This is a genomic window from Weissella viridescens, from assembly GCF_014789145.1.
Lineage (GTDB): Bacteria > Bacillota > Bacilli > Lactobacillales > Lactobacillaceae > Weissella > Weissella viridescens.
Map to the genome: position 1 here is coordinate 406348 of NZ_CP061835.1, position 20213 is coordinate 426560.

The 20213-nt window shown below is 40.4% G+C and carries 16 protein-coding genes and 1 pseudogene; 13 read left to right on the forward strand and 4 right to left on the reverse strand.

Annotated features, from left to right (window positions below; all coding sequences use genetic code 11):
• Nucleotides 1–37 precede the first annotated feature (37 nt).
• Nucleotides 38–1264, reverse strand: coding sequence for a peptidoglycan bridge formation glycyltransferase FemA/FemB family protein (locus tag IE337_RS01970; protein WP_191136605.1), 1227 nt, complete (start codon nucleotides 1262–1264; stop codon nucleotides 38–40).
• Between the two features lie 409 nt (nucleotides 1265–1673).
• Here IE337_RS01970 and IE337_RS01975 point away from each other — a divergent pair.
• The 3 genes and pseudogenes from IE337_RS01975 (at nucleotide 1674) to IE337_RS01985 (ending at nucleotide 7353) form a co-directional block, all read left to right on the forward strand.
• Nucleotides 1674–2849, forward strand: a pseudogene (locus tag IE337_RS01975) (peptidoglycan bridge formation glycyltransferase FemA/FemB family protein).
• 255 nt (nucleotides 2850–3104) lie between these two features.
• Complete coding sequence (locus tag IE337_RS01980) at nucleotides 3105–4301, forward strand: cation:proton antiporter (protein ID WP_191136606.1); 1197 nt, start codon at nucleotides 3105–3107, stop codon at nucleotides 4299–4301.
• A gap of 373 nt (nucleotides 4302–4674) precedes the next feature.
• The gene (locus IE337_RS01985; protein ID WP_191136607.1) at nucleotides 4675–7353 is read left to right on the forward strand and encodes a phage tail tip lysozyme; all 2679 of its coding nucleotides are present in this window, start codon (nucleotides 4675–4677) and stop codon (nucleotides 7351–7353) included.
• Between the two features lie 29 nt (nucleotides 7354–7382).
• Here IE337_RS01985 and IE337_RS01990 read toward each other — a convergent pair whose 3' ends face one another.
• A complete protein-coding gene (locus IE337_RS01990) occupies nucleotides 7383–7820 on the reverse strand; it encodes a threonine/serine exporter family protein (protein ID WP_191136608.1) in 438 nt (145 codons plus the stop codon).
• Nucleotides 7820–8563, reverse strand: coding sequence for a threonine/serine exporter family protein (locus IE337_RS01995; protein WP_191136609.1), 744 nt, complete (start codon nucleotides 8561–8563; stop codon nucleotides 7820–7822). The genes IE337_RS01990 and IE337_RS01995 overlap by 1 nt, the downstream gene beginning before the upstream one ends.
• Nucleotides 8564–8718: 155 nt before the next feature.
• Between IE337_RS01995 and IE337_RS02000 the strand changes: the two genes are divergently transcribed.
• From IE337_RS02000 to IE337_RS02045, 10 genes are all read left to right on the forward strand, one after another.
• Nucleotides 8719–9234, forward strand: a complete 516-nt coding sequence (locus tag IE337_RS02000) for a DUF1836 domain-containing protein (RefSeq protein WP_191136610.1) — start codon at nucleotides 8719–8721, stop codon at nucleotides 9232–9234.
• 113 nt (nucleotides 9235–9347) lie between these two features.
• Nucleotides 9348–10148: a LicD family protein gene (locus tag IE337_RS02005; protein WP_191136611.1), complete on the forward strand. Its 801-nt coding sequence runs from the start codon at nucleotides 9348–9350 to the stop codon at nucleotides 10146–10148.
• Nucleotides 10148–10855, forward strand: coding sequence for an IspD/TarI family cytidylyltransferase (locus tag IE337_RS02010; RefSeq protein ID WP_112468529.1), 708 nt, complete (start codon nucleotides 10148–10150; stop codon nucleotides 10853–10855). The genes IE337_RS02005 and IE337_RS02010 overlap by 1 nt, the downstream gene beginning before the upstream one ends.
• Nucleotides 10848–11873 carry an alcohol dehydrogenase catalytic domain-containing protein gene (locus tag IE337_RS02015; protein WP_191136612.1) on the forward strand — a complete coding sequence of 342 codons (1026 nt, stop codon included), beginning with the start codon at nucleotides 10848–10850 and terminating at the stop codon, nucleotides 11871–11873. The genes IE337_RS02010 and IE337_RS02015 overlap by 8 nt, the downstream gene beginning before the upstream one ends.
• A gap of 140 nt (nucleotides 11874–12013) precedes the next feature.
• Nucleotides 12014–12424 (forward strand): DUF805 domain-containing protein, encoded by a 411-nt coding sequence (locus IE337_RS02020; RefSeq protein ID WP_057745675.1) that lies wholly within the window; start codon nucleotides 12014–12016, stop codon nucleotides 12422–12424.
• Between the two features lie 3 nt (nucleotides 12425–12427).
• Nucleotides 12428–12820, forward strand: a complete 393-nt coding sequence (locus tag IE337_RS02025; protein WP_057745678.1) for a DUF805 domain-containing protein — start codon at nucleotides 12428–12430, stop codon at nucleotides 12818–12820.
• Nucleotides 12813–13559, forward strand: a complete 747-nt coding sequence (locus tag IE337_RS02030) for a hypothetical protein (RefSeq protein ID WP_191136613.1) — start codon at nucleotides 12813–12815, stop codon at nucleotides 13557–13559. The genes IE337_RS02025 and IE337_RS02030 overlap by 8 nt, the downstream gene beginning before the upstream one ends.
• Before the next feature lie 65 nt (nucleotides 13560–13624).
• The gene (locus IE337_RS02035) at nucleotides 13625–14491 is read left to right on the forward strand and encodes a GNAT family N-acetyltransferase (RefSeq protein ID WP_191136614.1); all 867 of its coding nucleotides are present in this window, start codon (nucleotides 13625–13627) and stop codon (nucleotides 14489–14491) included.
• Nucleotides 14492–14804: 313 nt separating this feature from the next.
• Entirely contained in the window at nucleotides 14805–16142 is a 1338-nt protein-coding gene (locus tag IE337_RS02040) for a dihydrolipoyl dehydrogenase family protein (protein ID WP_191136615.1), read from the forward strand.
• Between the two features lie 293 nt (nucleotides 16143–16435).
• Nucleotides 16436–18046, forward strand: a complete 1611-nt coding sequence (locus IE337_RS02045) for an Nramp family divalent metal transporter (protein WP_191136616.1) — start codon at nucleotides 16436–16438, stop codon at nucleotides 18044–18046.
• 103 nt (nucleotides 18047–18149) lie between these two features.
• On the opposite strand, the gene IE337_RS02050 is transcribed toward IE337_RS02045, so the two are convergent.
• Nucleotides 18150–20141: an NEAT domain-containing protein gene (locus IE337_RS02050; protein ID WP_191136862.1), complete on the reverse strand. Its 1992-nt coding sequence runs from the start codon at nucleotides 20139–20141 to the stop codon at nucleotides 18150–18152.
• Nucleotides 20142–20213 lie beyond the last annotated feature (72 nt).

A 20213-nucleotide genomic window follows, 5' to 3' on the forward strand; every position in this document is an offset into this window, starting at 1 on the left:
ATGGAAGTCATTCACAGCGTGTTGTGTGAAGACCTGCTTAGTCAGTACCTTTAATTTTTTTACCAAGTCGGTACAAGCGGTATTTAAAGCCTTGCACAGGTTGATCGAAAGTACCGACTTTTTGTTCAACATGACCATTGAACTTGGTTTTAAAATTCATGACGCCATCAGATCCATCGAAGCGGCCATCAATACCAAGGAAGTTATATCGATCAATACCAAGGTCATGAGTCATTTGAATCATATAATCCTGAATCTGATGGGGCCCATAGAATTCACCATATTGTTCATATGAACCCGAGAAGAGATAGTCAACTTCCTGTGGCATGATCATAAATTGGGCACCTGCTAAGACTAGAATTTCTGAATTCTGTTCAGCTTGTAGTTTAACAATATTAGCACGGTGTTTGGTATGATTGTCATGTTGCTTATTTAGGTCCGCTAATTGTTTATTGATTCGTCCCGCATTGCCGCCATTTGCCAATTTCTCTTCTAAGTCAGCAATTTTTTGGTTTACATCGGCTAATTTTTCATCCAAATTTGCGATGTATTCAGGGAAATGCAATTCAGAAACGACAAATTTTACGCGTTCGCCAAAATCGTCATAGGTTGTTTCGAAATAGTCGAGATCTTTTGTGTGAAAATTACGGCGAATGCTAGTATCATCTAGAATCTTTTTAAAGAGAGGTAATTCATCGCGGCCTAATTCACGAACGTGTACACCAGTGCCTTGCTTCTTCAATGCTTGTTTTACCATCTTGTGGTACGACTTATGGATATCATCGGCACTCATGTTGGTTAAGTCCTTAACGTATTGCCATGGAACAGCGTGAGTATCAGTCATTCCATAAAGAAATGGCTCATGCTTGTAACCCAATTCAGTCATTTTATGCATAACGGTTTCATCAGGATTTGAGAGGGGCGTGCCTTCATCATTGAATTTTTGGTAAATCGTGTTGGGCGAGACGGTAATGAACATAATGTTATGCTTTTTTGCATAAGCTTGTAGTTCGGCAAAAAATGCGTCAACAAGTGCATCAGCATGCCAGTCATTAACGACTGGACCATACTCCAAATTGTACTTCATGCCCAATTTAACTTTCTGCTTTGTTAATAGTGAGCCAATTAAGATGTTGTTATTGTCGTCAACTAAACCGAGAATGAGAGGGTTATGTTGACGATGTTTGAGTAATTGATATTGTTGACTACTTTGCGTAAAACTTGCATCGGCATTTTGATCAACAAAAGCGTTCCAGTCATCCAAGCGTGTGGATAAATCGACAATTTCATAAGTTAGCCTCCTTATAATTGGTATGTATTTTGAGTTAACACTAATGTTGATAAGTTAAAAAAATATATCACTATTTACTATAGTATAGTTGCATAACTTTCACAAAGTTTTGAATCTGAACGTAAGAAAATTTAAAGTAATCAAGGTCAAATGGCGTCAATGCGGCTGCATTCACATAAATAAAAAATATGTTAAAATGATGGGCGACGCCTATATGTTGAGAAATCGTAGGTTTTGCCTAGGTGGCCAAGAATGTGCCCGCGAGCATGTCGCTACCAATATCAAATTGATAAGGATACGCATTAAAATGAATAAATTAGAATTTACGGAGTTACCGCCTGCCGAATGGGCACTATTTGAACGCGAACAACCGAATGGTGGGATGTTACAATCTATCGAACAATATGAATTACTAAAAGATCGTGGGGCTGAAGCTAAGATTTTGGGCTTAAAGCGTGAAGGGGAGTTGATTGCGGGTGCAATAGTTACTTTTAATTCGATACGCGGAGGTACGGAAGTCTTAATTAATCATGGACCGGTCCTTGATTATGAAAATTATCAACTTTTACATACTTATTTAGAACATCTGAAAGCCTATGCCAAGCCGTTAGGTGGGCTATACATCAAATTCTCACCAAACGAAGCCTATCAGGTTTTTGATAACGAGGGACAAGGCGTTGCTGATTCGAATGAAATGCTTTTAAATCACGTTGAAAAAATCGGAGCGATTCATTTACCCTTTGATAAGGGGATGACGGCGACAAATGTTCCTAGTTGGATTTACGAAAAGGACTTGCGTCAATTGAGTGATGAGACTTTGACTGCAAGTTAAGCTCCTGATGTAAAATATTATCTGAAAAAAACGCAGCAATTTGGCGTGAAATTACGTGAATTGACACGAGAAGAGTTACCTGCCTTTAAGGCTTTGACTGAAGACACAGCTAAGCGCATTGGTTTTGAGGATAAATCTTTAGAATTCTATGAAATTTTCTTTGATGATTATGGAAATCGTGCGCATTACGTGGTTGCAGAAATCAATTTTGTTGACTACATCAATAACGAAAAAGATGTCATCACAAAATTGGACGAAAAACTAACCAAGTTGAGCGAACGGATAGCTGTGAAAGAAACTAAAAAAAATCGGGGACAATTTAATGAGTTTACCGATCAAAAGCAACAACACCAAAAACGTATCCAAAAGATTAAGGAAATGTTCGGTGAACAAGTCCCAACGGATGATGTGATTGTTGCGGGAGCTTTGTTTGTAGAGCAACCGCAAGAAATGTCATACTTATACTCGGGTATGTATGAGCAATATAAAGAATTTTTTGGACCATATCTGATTCAAGACACTATGATGCGCAAGGCAATTGCGGCGGGCTTACCAAAGTATAATTTCTTGGGTATCTCTGGCGAATTTGATGGTAGTGATGGCGTCTTTAAGTTTAAGAAAGAATTTAATGGACAACCCATTCAAATGTTGGGTGAATTTGAGTACCCAATTCGACACCTAAAGCACAAAATGTACAAGTCACTCAAACGTATTTTAAATCGATAAACAAATTAAGGCCCGCTACGGTAAGTGTAGGGGCCTTTTAATATGAAGGAAGTCTAAAAAATAATGATATTATTCAACTTACTTAAAGTTAAATAAATTGAATAATATTAGCTAATACCATTACGTGCTTGGTAAATACATGTTAGTATAGTATTAGAGAAATATTATTTGTAATTTTAATTTTACACCGTGAAGTTGTAATTTTATCAAAAGTGAACTGTTAAGTTTGGATTTACATAAATTGGAGGTAGTTATATGAGTGAAATGGGCATGATTGCCATTATGTTACTAACCGCGTTACTTTCGGGAACGCTATTTAGGAAAATGGGATTACCCTCTGTTGTTGGACAGTTGGTAGCGGGAGTGATTGTTGGTCCAGCAGTTTTGAATTGGGTTAAACCAACCAATCACATCGAGTTTTTAGCAGAAATTGGGGTAATGACCCTGATGTTTATTGCAGGACTTGAAAGTGATTTGCGTTTACTAAAACGATACTTGGTTCCAGCTGTATCAGTCGCGTTCTTTGGTGCGTTACTACCAGTAGGTGCTTTTTATTGGTTCGGGACGTCAGTGCTGCATGAGTCAGTGACGATGTCAATTTTCTTTGGAATTGTTTTTGCAGCCATGTCAACGTCAATTACGGTTGATGTTTTAAAGGAGTACAAGCGCTTAAAGACGAAGAACGGACAAACGATTTTAGGGGCAGCCATTTTTGATGATGTTTTCGCGATTAGTTTACTGTCAGTATTCCTTGTGTTTGCAACCAAGGGTGCTACGACGGGTGGTCACGGTGGTTCATCACATGGTATTGCGGTTACACTGATGCTTCAAGTTGCTTTCTTTATCTTGGCATTCTCAATTATTCGCTGGGTAGCAACACCAGTCATGCACTGGTTTGAAAAATTAGACTTCCCATATAGTGAAATTTTAGGTGCTTTCATCATGCTCTTTAGTTTGGCTAGTTTAGCAGAACTCTTTGGATTGTCAGCAATCATTGGAACTTTCTTCTCTGGTGTAGCCATCGCTGAAACAAAGGTCGCGCATAAAGTTGAAAAAGCTTCTAATGTTGTGTCATACACATTCTTTATTCCAATTTTCCTTGTGTCAGTTGGATTGAATGTTAAGTTTGATAGTATTATGGACTACTTACCAATGATTATTTTTGGTACGGTCATTGCGATTCTTTCGAAGGTTATCGGAAGTGGATTTGGAGCCAAGATTACGGGGTACAGTTGGTTGGATTCTGCAATTATCGGAACTGGTACTGTGCCACGAGGTGAATTCTCAATTGTTATTGCACAAATGGGACTTGCCGCAGGCGTGATTGATGATGAAGCCCAAGGAATGCTTTTGATTATCATCATCTTAGCTACTATTATTGGGCCATTGATGTTACGTTATCTATTTAAGTTTGATCATTCAAATGAAAAACATCCTAAAGTAAAAGCATAATCGATAAGCTTAAAAACCATTTTTGGTCAACGACCAGAAATGGTTTTTTTGCATAGCATTTAAAATCAAAAAAATGATTAATTTATTTGAGGTTTTGGATTTTTTTTGTTTGTTATTTCTTAATTACTTAAATTTTTAGCTTGTCTTAATGGGTGAATATCATGGAAAATGACTTTCATAAAGTTCTAATATAGTTGTGAAAAGACTGTTGTTTAGCGTGATTTTGTCACTCATTTTAAATGATTGACGTTGTGAAAGTTATACGGTAATATTAAGGATGTTAAGAAAACCTTATGAAATTAAATAAATATAAAGAATTTAGCAATTATCCCCAAAACAGAAATGTTCAAAAAGATTATCAGAGGATTGATTTATGACACGTATGAAAATGTATAAAAGTGGAAAGTTCTGGGTTAGCTCGGCGGTAACAGCGCTGGGGGCAACCAGTGCGATCTTAGGTGGTTCAAGTACACAAGCCCATGCTGACGTCGCACATGATCAACAAGTTGCCCAAGCAACCGATCAAAACAGAACAGCGTCTGTCCCAAGTGCAGCGGACGTGCAAGCCCAAATCACAATGGCAATGAATACGAATCCAACTAATGTACAAGTTGATACGGCACCCCAAACGCCAGTGAGTTCTGTGGAAGAGATGGCTAAAGCCAACGACAAGCAGGCGTTATCAGAAGGATTAGCAACGGTTAATCAGAACCAAGATGTCGATCAGACCTTTGAAAATCAAACTGAACCCGAAGCTGTTTCGGTGAATCAAGCCAACGCGTCATCTGAAGTGACAACCGAAGAGACACCAGACAATTTGGTTGAATTGCCAAAAGAACAAGGTACAGTTGAGGACGACTCAACCAAAGCTCCCGTAACAGAGCAAACGACGTCAGATGAAGCTACAAATGTTGAGAAACCTACAACAGAGCAAAAGATTGAGCTGGACAAGTCAACTGAGGATAAGCGTTTAACAGAAGTAAAGACAGAGTCAGGTGATAAAACAGTTGCTCCGCAGAAAATCACACCAAAGGCTACTGCGCCCAAGGTAGCTGACAAGCTTGAGAAGCAAGTTTCATCTAAAAATACAAGCAAGACCGTTGCGACGCCAAAGAAAGAAGCTAAGCGTGCAACTGTTTTGACGGCAACGCCAAAGTCAGTTAAGGCAACACAATATTATAATTATTCCGCAACCCAAAAAGCGAATGCTGAATTCTTATACCGTTATTTCTCGGCTCGTGGATGGACACGTAGTGCTATTGCGGGAATGTTGGGTAATATGACTGTTGAAAGTTATTTGTTGCCTGATATCACTGAAATCGGTGGCGGTGGCGGATATGGATTGGTGCAATGGACACCGGCTAGCAAGCTGATTAATTGGACACGTGCGAATGGCTTGGATTATCGAACACTTACCGGTCAAGCTGCACGAATTCAATACGAAATGACGCACGGTATTCAATTCTATCCATCATATACAAGTAGTATGACGGCAGCGCAATATATGAAGAGCAATGCTTCAGCATATACGTTAGCAATTGTCTTCTTGGCAAATTATGAACGTCCGTACGATAGTAACCAACCGGAACGTGGTAATATTGCCATGTACTGGTATAACTACCTGGGTACGATTAATTTATCAGGCAATACTAACAAACCTGCACCAAAACCAACACCGAATCCAACGCCAAAACCACAAGCTAAGAATGGATATGTGTGGGAAGGATCAAACCTTTATTACTATAACAACGGAAATAAAGTTAGTGGCTTGCGAACGTATGGTCAAAATGGTTTAGAGTACTATCACCCAACTACCAAAGCGCAAGTACGTAACCAACAAGTACGGATTGGAACGGCCGTTTATTACTTCAATGGTGAAGGAGATGCCATTACTGGGTTCCGCAAGTTTGGCAAAAACTCGGTTGAATATTATGCGCAAAACCACAAGCGTGTGTCTAACACGTATGTTCAAACCGGACAAACTTATTACTACATGGATGGGAATGGTCAAGCTACGGCTGGGTTACGTCGCTACAGTAAGACCGGTTTGGAATACTATAATCCAACGACGCGTCTACAAACGCGCAATAACTACGCTAAGGTTGGAAATAATTACTACTACTTTAATGGTGAAGGTGATGCCGTAAGTGGTTTCCGCAAGTATGGAAAGAATGGTTTGGAGTATTATAACCCAACTACGCACATCCAACAGCGTAATAATTATGTACAATCTGGAAAGAACCTCTATTACTTTAATGGTAATGGGGATGCAGTAAGTGGTTTCCGTAAATATGGAAAGAATGGTTTGGAGTACTATAATCCAACGACACATATCCAACTACGAAATAATTATATGCAATCTGGAAAGAACTTCTATTACTTCGGTGCTAATGGCGATGCCGTAAGTGGTTTCCGTAAGTATGGAAAGAATGGCTTGGAGTACTATAACCCAACCACGCACATTCAACAACGTAATAACTATGTGCAATCTGGAAAGAATCTGTATTACTTTAATGCAAATGGTGATGCTATCACTGGTTTGCGTAAATACGGGAAGAATAAGTTAGAATATTATGATCCTAAGAGTCATATTCAAGCCCGAAATCAAGCAATTACGCTTGGTAAGCAGAGCTATTACTTTGGTAGTAACGGGGATGCAGTTGCTGGAACAATCAAGCGCAATGGCAAAATTGAATTTTACAATCCATCAAACTATACTCGCCGTAAGACACCTGGATACGTTAAGTTAGGCAATACTTATGCTTTCTTGGATAACAAAGGCTATGGTGTTACGGGATTACGTCGCTATGGTAAGAATGGTTTGGAATATTACTCACCAAAAACAGGTCTACAAGTACGTAACGGTCACGTCAATGTGAATGGGATTGTTTATTACTTTAATCGTGAAGGGGATGCCATTAATGGCGTTCGAAATTTGGGTAATGGGTACATTGAATATTATGTGAACCATGCCCGTGTGCAAAATAAAACCATGAAGGTTAACGGCGTTATGTATCGTTTCGATGCTAATGGTCGCGGTAAGCGCATCTAAAAAAAGCCTCGTCAGTTGACGGGGCTTTTTTAGCGCTTTGGAAAAGTTAGTTTAAAAAGTATTTCACCAACAATGAAGCCAACGGCCAATGCCGTTGCGATAAGTAAAACTGAAATGATCTCTGACCCAGCTTGGTGACTACCCAAGGTTAAATTTTTCATCCCCATAGCAGCCATACCACCTGGTACTAATGAAACCAGACTTGGAATATAAATCATAGTGACCGGAGTTTGATACTTTTGTGCAAAAACATTCCCTAAATAACCGATGACAATGGTGGCAATAAGGTTTTGGCAAACGATGTGTTGCGAATATAGTCCGAAAATGCAGTAGGCTAACCAAGAAGCGGCTCCCGTCAGGCCGGCTGGGATTAGCGCGCGTCGGGGAATATTTGTTAATAAACCAAAGCCGAATGAAGAAATAAATCCAAAGGCAGTTTCTACGAAAAGCTTAATCCATGGTTGCATTAGTGACACACCTCAATTGCTAAAATCACACCAAAGGCAATGGCGCCGGCGACAAAGAAAGCATATGTGATACGTACGATTCCAGAAATAATTTCTTTTGCGATAATTTCACGAATTGCGTTAGTAATCGCAACACCGGGTACAAGTGGCATGAGCGAACTAATAATTATATTATAAAGGTTGTCGCCGATGTGAAATTTGACGAGTAAACTAGCTAGTAAGCCAATTGTGAAACCGCCAACTACTTCAGAAATATACGGGAAATCATAGTAGTTTGTAATTTTTTTACTGAAAATGAAGGCCAGTAACCCGACGAAAAAACTCAAACTAAGGTCGGTCCAAGTTGCTTTGAATACCAGCATTGGAGCCATTGAAACGAGACCGGCGCCAAGTACTTGTAACCAGAAAGGTGTTTGAGTGACGGTTTGATCGAGGTCGATAACTGCTTGATTAAATTGGTTAAAATTGATTTTCTGTTGTGTAAAGTCATGTGAGAGTTGGTTGATTGCATCGACTTTCTTAAGATCATAACCACCCATTTTCGGCTTAATGAATAGAGTATCAGTTGATTCATTAATCGTAATGAAAATAGCTGTAAGTGTTGAATAACAGACAATGGGTGTTTGAGCGGCTTTTCCAATGTGTTCAATTGTACTTTCAATGCGAAAAGTTTCAGCGCCGCTGTTTAAAAGCAGATTGCCAACTTGGCTGCAGGTTGCTAAGAGTTCTTTTTCAGTAGGCATAATTGATATCCGTTTCTATGAGGGGTTAGCAATTAACAATACAGGTATTATACCCTGAATAGAGCAGTATCAGTCCAAAGAATGGTAAAAAATTGAGTTTCGAATAGCAATAAGGTAATATCTAGTTATGAAGACTAGCTGATGAAGGGGATAACATGACAAATACGAAACTAAACAAATGGGATGACTTTAAATTGCCCAGATGGGATACCCTACCTGGTATTGATTTATATCTTGATCAAGTCATTGAATTAATTAATGGGTACTTAGCACCAGTAACGCCAGCCGACGAGAAGAAAATCCTAACCGCATCAATGCTTAATAACTATGTTAAGCAGGATTTGATGCCCGCCCCAGTAAAAAAGAAGTATTCACGCCAACATTTAGTTTTTTTAATTGTGATTACGTTGATGAAACAAACATTTACATTGAGCGAAATTAAAAGTGTGCTGACCGAAGCATTAGCGCATCAATCAATTAAAGCCTTTTATGACGCTTTTTGTGATAAACAAGAAAAAGCGTTGCATTTTGTTGAAAACTTTCAAACAACTGAATCAGAAATGGCGGCAGCGCAACCGGATGCGCAGCTGGAGGAGTTGGTCACAATGGCGATTTCAACTAGCCTTTACAGCAAGCAATTGATTGCTGATTTAATTGGGACAGAAGAATAGTGCATTAGCGTACTGTGTGACGTTTTGTTTGGAAGGGGTTCTTGCAACTGGTATAATAAGTAGACGGGTTGCGTTAGCAACAGCCAAATAAACGACTAAGGAGCAAGGAACCCATGGTAGAACGTTTAAAAACCGAAACCGTCCACGCCGTGATGCTTGAAATGCTGAACGATGTCGCGACTTTTGCAAACGAACACGACTTAAAGTTATTTCTATTAGGTGGAACGCTATTAGGCAGTGTCCGCGATGGTGCTTTGATTCCATGGGATGACGATGTTGACGTGGGTTTCATGCGTAAGGATTATAATCAATTTTTGGCAACATACCAGCCAAGTAATCCACGGTTTGAGCTACTAACTGAAACGAATCCGAAAAACCTGGTTCCTTATCTACGAATCGTTGATCGACAAACACAGGCAGAATCAGACTATTATGAGCAAACCCATGGCATCTTTATTGATATTTTCCCCATTGACGCATTTAATAAAAAATCATGGCAATTAAAGTGGTTTTTTGTGAAGCAAAAGGGATTAAATATTTTGCGCAATGTCGGTCGCTCAACAGATCGTTATCCAAGTGATGCAAAACTTGTGGGTTTAAAACGTGTGTTAAAAATGTTATTGCCACATCTTTCGGCCCATCGTGTAGCGCAAAAACAAAGTAAGATGGCACAAAAATTTGCTCAAGGTGCCCAACAGCCAACGCAAGCCGGCGTCTTAAATGGGATGTATGGACCGAAAGAAATTTTTCCGGTGACCATGTGGCAAAAGGCACATCAAGTGACATTTGAAGGGATGCCGGTTTGGCAACCAGATAATGCGGATCAATATTTGACCCAATTCTTTGGTGATTGGCGTAAACCAGTAAAAAATATCGATAAACATGGCAGTTTTTATTTAAAGGAGAAAAAATAATGATATATGCACAAGTAATGGCGGGTGGTATTGGAAGTCGAATGGGGCATACGGAACGTCCAAAACAATTTTTGACCTTAGTAGATCGTCCAATTATCATTCATACCTTGGAAAAGTTCACTATGATTGCTGAATTTGACAAGATTATCGTTTCAATTCACCCACAATGGGTGCAATACGCAAAAGACTTGATTGCAAAGTATATCGATGATGATCGGATTGTGGTAATTGAAGGTGGATCAGAACGAAACGATACTGTGATGAATGCCATTAATTATATTCAAGAAAATTTTGGTAAGCATGATGATGATGTTCTTGTAATGCATGATGCCGTACGTCCCTTTGTGACGCGTCGAATTATCATGGATAATATTCGTCTAGCTGAGACTTATAAGGCTGTTGATACAGCAATTGGGGCGACTGATACGATTGTTCGTGCCGTAGATGGTGAAGTAGTAGAAATTCCGGTGCGTTCATACATGTACCAAGGTCAAACACCACAAACCATTAATATTAATGCCTTCCAAAATCAATATTTACAAATGTCTGAAGCAGAACAACGTGAATTAACTGATTCAGCTAAAGTTATGCTTTTGGCTGGTTATCAAGTCGGTGTTGCTGACGGTGAAGAAAGTAACATGAAGATTACGCGACCATACGATTTGCGAATTGCGAATGCTATTGCGAAAGAGGATAGTGATGTTTAATAATGTGTATCGCTTAACTGGTGTCCGCCAGATTGAGCAGGTTACAACCACAGTGGACTCTGCAGATCCAGAAAGTGTGATTGTGCGGCCTACATTAATGTCAATTTGTCGGGCAGATGAACGCTATTATACGGGAACACGAGATAAGAAAGTTTTGGCGGAACGCTTACCAATGGCTTTGATTCATGAAGCGGTGGGCGTTGTTGTCCGTGATAATACTGGAACATACGCACCAGGGACGCATGTCGCAATGGTGCCAACTAATCCCCACGGTTTCGATGAATTAGTATCCGATAATTATTTAAAGACATCAACATTTAGTTCATCAACAACTGATGGTTTTATGCGTGAATATGTCTTTATCAAGCCTGAAAATTTGGTAGAGATTCCAAAAGGTGCACAAGGTGATATGGATGCATTTATTGAGGTGATTACAGTGGCTATCCAAGCCGTACGACGTCTAAAGGAATCAATGATTCCGCGTGATCGTCGTATTGGTATTTGGGGTGACGGGAATGTTGCCTACATTACGGCTGTTGTTGCTAAAGAAGAATTTCCGGATGCTGAGATTGTGGTCTTGGGAAAGCATTCAGAAAAACTGGATTACATTAGCTTCGCTGAAACGATGTTAATTGATGAAGTGCCGGACGACTATATGTTCGACCAAGCAATTGAAGCAGTTGGGGGGATGGGTTCTGAATCAGCGATTGATCAAATTATTGACCACTTAAATCCCCGAGGCGCTATTGTCCTATCAGGCGTTTCAGAGGACAAAGTAGCGATTAATACCCGTATGGTTCTTGAAAAAGGATTAGATCTAGTGGGAACAACACGTTCAACTCGTTCTGATTTCGAGCATGCCATTCATTTATTGACAGACAATGACGCGGTGCAGGATCGCTTAGGTTTGTTGGTTCAAAATATAAAGCCAATTAATAAAATTAATGATATTACGGAAGCCTTTGATGAAGATCTCAACATGAGTTGGGGAAAGACAGTCATGCAGTGGAATATGTAATGAAAGAAGCCCACATGGTGACATGTGGGCTTCTTAAGGTTCAGATGGTGTTGAAAGTATATAGTGGGGATGAAATGTGGTCGTGAAAAGACTATAATGGAAAGCAACTATAAATTTTGAAATAGAGGATGACTTGTTATATGGAATATTTACTCGCGTACTTGAATGAAAGTAATGGCTTTAAATTTGGAAAATTATTCCAATTTAAAGGAACATTAGACCGCAAGAGTTTCTTTATTGGAGGCTTGGCTTGGATTATTTTGATGTCATTGATTTTGACACCACTCTTTTACTTAGGTTTATTTTTAATTGCAGTTAGTGGCATGGCGATGCAATCAGTCTTTGCGATTGTGGCAGTCATCTTTTTGATTATCTTTATTGGATTGTTGCTCCAAGCATTGGCCGCTATGGCACGTCGCCTTGGATCTGCTGGTGTATCAAAGTACTTCCTATTTTTCATTTTGATTCCATTCATTGGCGCAATCATCTTGCTATGGGAATTCATTAAAGAGGACCAATTCAAGGTTGTCACAGAGACAACGGAGGATTAACCTATGGAGTATTTAAAGCAGTATTTGAACCAAACTGATGGCTTGTATGCGTTCAGTGGTCGGCTAAGCCGTAGTGGTTTCTTTATCGGACAACTACTCTTGATGATTTTTATTTCAATGGTAACTGTGCCAATCGCTTATTTTCTAGCCATTTATGCACCACAACTTGTCGTTGATGCAGGTAAGTCATTGCCAATCTGGGTGGGGCTTATTGTTGCCATCTATGTGTTTGTATACTTAAACGTATTTGTCATCAATGTGGCTGCAATGGCGCGTCGTTTTCGTGATGCCCATGTCTCATTCTATAATTTCTTTTGGATGCTATTACCCTTTATTGGAACGGCAGTACTATTTTGCCAATTAATGCGTCGACCAGTGGAGGTGCAAAATGACTAAAAAGACACGAATTAGTTTAGTTGTCATTATCTCATTAATCTTGGCAGCTGGTGCGGGATTCATTGCTTCGACTCAGACCAAGGCGATTGAGAGTTTCTTGCAAGTTGAGCCAGTGAACGTTGCATCAACTAAGCAAATTACTGAAACGTTGGCACCTGGTGTCCGCAAGGCTGATAAGAATGAAACAGCTGAAATTCAAAAGCTAGGGAAACAATCAAAGACTTGGGTTGGTAACGCGAATGGTGGTTACTTCCAAGTAACTGACTTTGGCAAGCGTTCAGACGTTGTCGCTGGTCAAGTGAATAACGGCCTAGCACAAACTGGTCAATTCACGCAAACATATGCTTTGAAGGGACCACAAATCTTTATCGCTGATACGAAGTATGCAGCAAACTCACAAAATGCCCAAATGGTTGGACATGACGTGGGGACCTTTGCCGGACAAATGTTGCAACAATTACCACAATTATCAAAAATGACTGCTAAGCAAATTAACAAGGACTTTGTTGTTGTTGGTGGTTATAGTGATGCTGCTGATGAAAAGAAGGGGCAAGTTAAAGAGTATATCTCATTTGTCTTCACACGAGATCAATACGGGAACTTGCACATGATTTCAGTTGAAAGTCGTCAGGATAAGGCGAGTGTGGCAAAGAATATCCCAACATTGAGCAATATTGGACATACCTATACTGGAAGCAAGCCTGACAATGTTTCATTTGCCAAGCATGTTGAAAAATAGTTTGTTAAAAAGACTGCCGTGGCAGTCTTTTTTTGTTATACTCATCAAAAAGCGAGGAATGTACGATGTGGATAACGACCAAGACGAAACTGACAGCACATGAAAAAAAACAAGTACAAACATTAATACATCGAGTGCATCAAGTTGACCGCACGTTTAAAGCACCATACTTAAGTAACCAGTATAACTATTTTCCAGGAATGCCGACTTTCATTCTGGTATATGATAGTGCCGCTCAATTAGTCGGTTTTACCATGATCTATGCTGATGAAGCGCCACAAGATGGCATTGTTGATCTAATTGTAACTGTGTTGCCCACACAGCGCCATCAAGGCATTGGGCGTATGATGCTCAATCGGGCCCAGTCAATCCTCGATGCTTTTGGTTATAAACAAATTAATTACTTAACGGAGCGTGTCTTTCTGGATGCAAATCCAAACCTACTGCAGAAGTTGAATATGCGTGTAGCGGATAGCGAATATCAGATGGCCATGGGTCAATTGGCAGAGCCATCGACAAAGCGAGCAGCAACAGTAAGGCTGATGGAAGCAGCTGATATTATGCCCCTGGTACCGATTTTTAGTAGCGCGTTTGACGACATTTCGGACGAGGCGGCAGAACGATACTTGACGGAGAGTTTACAAGACGCATCTATTGCTAGTTACGTTTTAATGGTAGAGAACACGCCAATTGGGTATTGTGCAATTGATCTTAGCGATTACGCTTATATCTTTAGCGTCTTCATTGATGACCGTTATCGTAGTCAAGGGTATGGTCAATATTTATTAACCTATGCAATTAGCCATCTCCAAACCCAAGGATGGAAGCGGATTGTGCTTGGCGTTGAAGAAACGAATGTGGCAGCAAAGCGCCTATATAATCGAATTGGTTTTCAAGACGAAACCGAAATTGTGAGTTTACAGCAAAAGTAATTTGGAATTTAAGGTTCGTTTTGGCTCTATTTAACTTTAGTTTATAACTCTAACGGCATAATATGGTCATAGGGTTAGCAATGACCCTATCAATAAACTAAATTGTTTTGATCACACTCATTACAATTTAAAACTATTGTGTACGAAGGGCTTACATACGAAAACTAACTTATTCATAAACCTACTCCTACTCCTAAAAATGAATGTATGTAAGTCTACAACGTCTAGTACTCCCAATACTAGGCGTTTTTCTTTTGACTTATTTGCTTGAAAAGTTTAGGCTAAAAGCAAGTCAGAAAGTGGAGGTTAACGCATGCAATATGACTATGATGTTGTAATCATTGGTGGTGGCCCTGCGGGACAACAAGTTGCGTATGGTTTAGCCGATGATAAGCGGATTTTAATTGTTGAAAATGATTTATGGGGTGGTACATGCCCGAACCGCGGGTGTGACCCAAAAAAGATGCTTTATGGCGTTGTCGAAGCTAAGCGCCAAGTTGATGTTTACCAGCAAGTTGGGTTGCCACAGGCTCCGACAATCGACTGGACGGCAATGCTAACGTTTGCCAAAAGTTATACCGATGGCATTCCATCAGCAACGGAAGCCGGTCTTCGTTCAGCTAATATTCACCACAATCGTGCGACTGTAAAGTTTCTTGGTGCGCATGCCTTGGATTTAGATGGTGAAGAAATTTCTGCCGATAAAATTGTTATTGCGACTGGTGCTAAAGCAGCGCGACCAGATGTGCCTGGTCAAGATTTATTAGAAACTAGCGATGATTTTTTTCATCAAATGACGCAGCCTAATAAAATTGCTTTGATTGGGGCTGGTTTTGTCGCGGTTGAACTTGCTAATATTGCTGTTACCGCAGGTGTTGAAGTGCATATTTTCCAACACAATGACCATATGTTGAGTGGTTTTCCACGAGCATACAGTGATATTGTTGCAACGAACTTACAACAAAAGGGTGTAATCTTCCATTGGAATGCTGATGTACAGGCCATTGAAATGGAAGATGATTTACAGGTTGTTACTCAGGATGAAAAAGTAGCTGGCTTTGAACATGTTTATAGTGCCATGGGTCGACCAGCTAATGTTGCCGATTTAGATTTATCAGCAGCAGGAATTGAATTAGCTGATCACGGTGGCGTTAAGGTGAACGAGCATTTGCAGACGACAGCGGAAAACGTCTATGCAGTCGGAGATGTTGCCGCAAGTCCTGCACCGAAACTAACGCCAGTGGCTGGATTTGAAGGGCAGTATGTCGTTGATGTACTGACTGGTAGAACCACTGCCGCAATTGTTTATCCACCAACTCCGCACACGGTGTTTGCGGGACCAGAATTATCACAGGTCGGTGTCTCACTTGACCAGGCCCAAGCAGCACCTGAACAGTATCGGGTGGTTACACAAAAACTTGGTAATTGGTACACGTATAATCGTATTCAGGATAAAACGGCACAAGTGTCGGTCATTACTAACCAAAACGATGGGGTCATTGTTGGGGCAGTTGTACTCGCAACCAATGCAGAAGAGTTGATTAATTACTTTACTGAAATGATTGCTGAAAAGCATACGACGGACGATCTTAAAAAATGGATTCCTGTTTATCCCAGTGTCGCCAGTGATTTATCATATTTATACGAATAAAGTTGAAACAGAGCCATGGCTCTGTTTTTTTAATTTAACGCTGTTTAAGTTCATGGTGGTTGAAGAATATCGACATACGATGATGAACATAAAATTGTTGTAATTTTTTTATTGAATATGTAAAAATAAATTTGTGAATAAAATAAATACTATTTTGGTCAAATGATAATATTAATGTTTGCAATCTTCAAAGTAGGGGCGTAAAATGTACTTTGGTTAAAGGAATCCTTAAGGTACGTACCTTAAGGATTCCGTGCACTCATACAACTATATATGTAGAAAGGTGGATTTTTATGAGTGAAGAAGTAAACAACGGCACAGAAGAGCCAAAGAAGTTCAAATTGATTCAATATGCGAACGGAAAGTCGCTTGAGGAATTGAACGGTTCAATTCCGGTGCCAAAGGAATCAGATGCTGGTTTCTTTAAGACCCTACTCCGTTATTCAGGTCCAGGAGCCCTCGTTTCTGTGGGTTATATGGATCCGGGTAACTGGTCAACGTCAATTACCGGTGGTCAAAACTTCGGTTACCTATTGATGTCTGTTATCTTACTATCAAGTTTAATTGCGATGCTTTTGCAATACATGGCAGCTAAACTGGGTATTGTGACGCAGATGGATTTGGCGCAAGCCATTCGTGCCCGAACAAGTAAGACTTTGGGTGTCATCCTTTGGATTTTGACCGAGTTGGCCATTATGGCGACTGACATTGCCGAAGTTATCGGTGCGGCGATTGCCCTGTATCTTTTATTTGGAATTCCATTAATTGTCGCGGTATTCATTACCGTTTTGGATGTATTCGTTTTGCTATTATTAACAAAAGTCGGATTCCGAAAGATTGAAGCAATTGTTGTCGCCTTGATTTTGGTTATCTTATTCGTCTTCATTTATGAGGTTGCCTTGTCAGATCCTAATTGGGGAGCAGTTATTGGCGGTTTGGTACCATCAACTGAAGCCTTCTCAACTAAGGAAGTTAATGGTATGACAGCTTTGAGTGGTTCATTGGGAATCATCGGAGCCACTGTTATGCCTCACAACTTGTATTTGCACTCAGCCATTTCACAAACACGTAAGATTGACCACGATGATGAAGAATCAGTTGCACAAACAGTGCGTTTCAGCACTTGGGATTCAAATATCTCATTGACGGCGGCTTTCTTCGTTAACGCCCTATTGCTTATCATGGGTGTGGCTGTGTTCAAGAGTGGTGCGGTTCAAGATCCATCATTCTTCGGTTTGTACCATGCCTTGTCTGATAGTTCAATGCTAAGTAACCCAGTTTTGATTAGCGTTGCCAAATCCGGTGCGCTGTCAGTATTGTTCGCCGTGGCTTTGTTGGCCTCAGGTCAGAATTCTACCATTACTGGTACATTGACTGGACAAGTTATCATGGAAGGATTCATCCACATGCGCATGCCAATGTGGGCTCGTCGTTTGATTACACGTTTGCTTGCTGTGATTCCGGTTGTGATTTGTGTCTTGATGACAGCTAACCAACCAGAATTACAACAACACGAAGCGTTGAACACATTGATGAACAACTCACAAGTGTTCTTAGCCTTTGCATTGCCATTCTCAATGTTGCCATTGTTGATGATGACTGACAGTCGTGTTGAAATGGGAGACCGTTTCAAGAATACCATCATCATTCGTATCTTGGGTTGGATTTCTGTCCTAGCACTTACGATCTTGAACTTGTACGGATTGTTCGGTAAGGCAGGATCAATTGCTGCCTTCTTCGGTGATAACCTAACAGGTAATCAAATCACTGATGCCAACATCATTGCGGCAATCGCTACAATCTTAGTTTTGGCTTTGCTATCATGGACTATCTACGACTTGTATCGTGGAAACCGTCGCTACGCAGCGCAGCTTGCTGAAGCAGCTAAAGCAGAAAACAAGTAATGTATAAATGAACAAACACGTACTTAATCGTACGTGTTTTTTTTATGAAAAAAAGCATGTAAAAAAAGGATCAGCTTAAGCTGATCCTTTTTTTGTCGTCAGATTAGTGACGCTTCTTTAAGATACCACCAAGTCCAAGGGTTCCGATAAGAACACCTAGACCAGTAAGGGCCGCTTCTTGATCACTACCTGTATTTGGTAATGTCTTGGCTGCTGGTGTGTTTTGCTTTGCTTGCGTTGAAACGACAGCAGATGCAGTTGGTGTGCTTGTAGCGGCTTCTGAGACGCTAGCATGACCATTTACTTCAAGAGTTGTTGCACCAGTCATACTGCCACTTTGTTCTGAAACTGAAGGAGCTTGTGATCCAGATTCAGGTTGTGTTGGTTGTACTGGCTTAACATCGCTTTCAGGCTTTTGAGCTTGTCCGCTTTGTGAAGCTTCTTGAGATTGAGAACCAGTTGATTGTGATTCTTGAGACTGAGAACCTTGAGATTGTGATTCTTGAGACTGAGAACCTTGAGATTGTGATTCTTGAGACTGAGAACCTTGAGATTGTGAGTCAGGTGTTTGTGATTCCGGCGTTTTTACACGAGGTAAATCAGCTACATTAACGTCGATGTCAAAATTTTCTGTTTTATTTGGTCCGACAAGGAGTGAAACAGAACCCGCTAGTGTTTGAGTAAGTTGTGATGTTGGGATGGTGAAGGTCCATGATTGACCATCGGCATTCAAAAATCCTTCGACACCTGCAATTGAAAATGTTGGCATAATTTTTGAAAGTGATGGTGCAAGAGCTGAAACAACAAGTTGTGCTTTATCACCATTAACGGTAATCTTCACCTTTGATGATAGGAAACGATTCATTGAAGAAGGCTTTGTACTTCCAGACTTATAATAGTTCGTTGTAGTCTCATATGTACCATCTGCGATAGCACCTTTCTTAGTTTCATCAGCTTGCTTTTGTGAAGCAGAGATTGAGGCACGGACTGAATCAGCGATAGATTGAGAAGCTGCCGCTGAAGTAGAGTTTGCAATAGAATCAGCAATTGATTGAGAAGCTGCTGCTGAAGTAGAGTTTGCAATAGAATCAGCAATTGATTGAGAAGCTGCCGCTGAAGTAGAGTTTGCAATAGAATCAGCGATAGATTGAGAAGCTGCTGCTGAAGTAGAGTTTGCAATAGAATCAGCAATTGATTGAGAAGCTGCCGCTGAAGTAGAGTTTGCAATAGAATCAGCGATAGATTGAGAAGCTGCCGCTGAAGTAGAATCAGCGATAGATTGAGAAGCTGAGACAGATTGTTGCGTTGTAAGTACACCACTCATGTCGAGTGAAATATCAACATTTTGCTTTTCATTAATTGGGTCGAATCCGGGTAATACGAATGTGACATCCACCCAACCCTTTAAAATATTATCAAGTTGGTCAACTGTTAAATCAAATACGAAGTTATTTCCTTGACGAACACCAGAAATCCCGTTGATTTTAAATGCATTGATCATGTCGGCAGAAGCTGTATTCGCCGTAGCAAGGGTAAGTGATGCTTGGTTACCCTTAATGGTTACAGAGCTCTTTGTCCCCATGTACTGTTGCATGGTCGATGTTTCAGTGGTTCCAGATTTCTTATAAGCCTTTGATGTATCAAGTGGGTATGTACCATCGGCGTACTTGCCAGTTGATGCAGCAGTGCTAGTAGCTTGAGCTTTAACTTGGCGTGTTACTTGTGAAGCAGCGGCACTAGTTGAAACGGCAGTGCTGGTAGCTGAAGCGGCACTTTGTGGCGCAGCGGCAGAAGCGCTAACTGATTGTGAAGCAACAGCGCTGGTAGCTGAAGTTGCATCAGAGGTATTTGTTGAAACTGGTGCAGTTACATCGTTTGTTGATGCAGCAGAAAGGGCAACAGTATTGTTAGCAGTTGTTGTTGATCCTTGTTGCACCGTCCCTTGCGTTGGAGCGGCAGCGTTCACATCGTCGGCGTGAGCATCTGTCGCATTAGCGCCAATTAAAGCAGTTGAAAATAGTGTTCCAACCAAGGCCGAAACCCAGAGCTTTCCGGATTTAAACATCTTAACGTGTTCTTTTGATTCGTTCATCATAATTTCCTCCAAATGAAAAATAGACACAATTCAATATATGTCATTTATTTTAACAAAAAAAGACGCATAAGT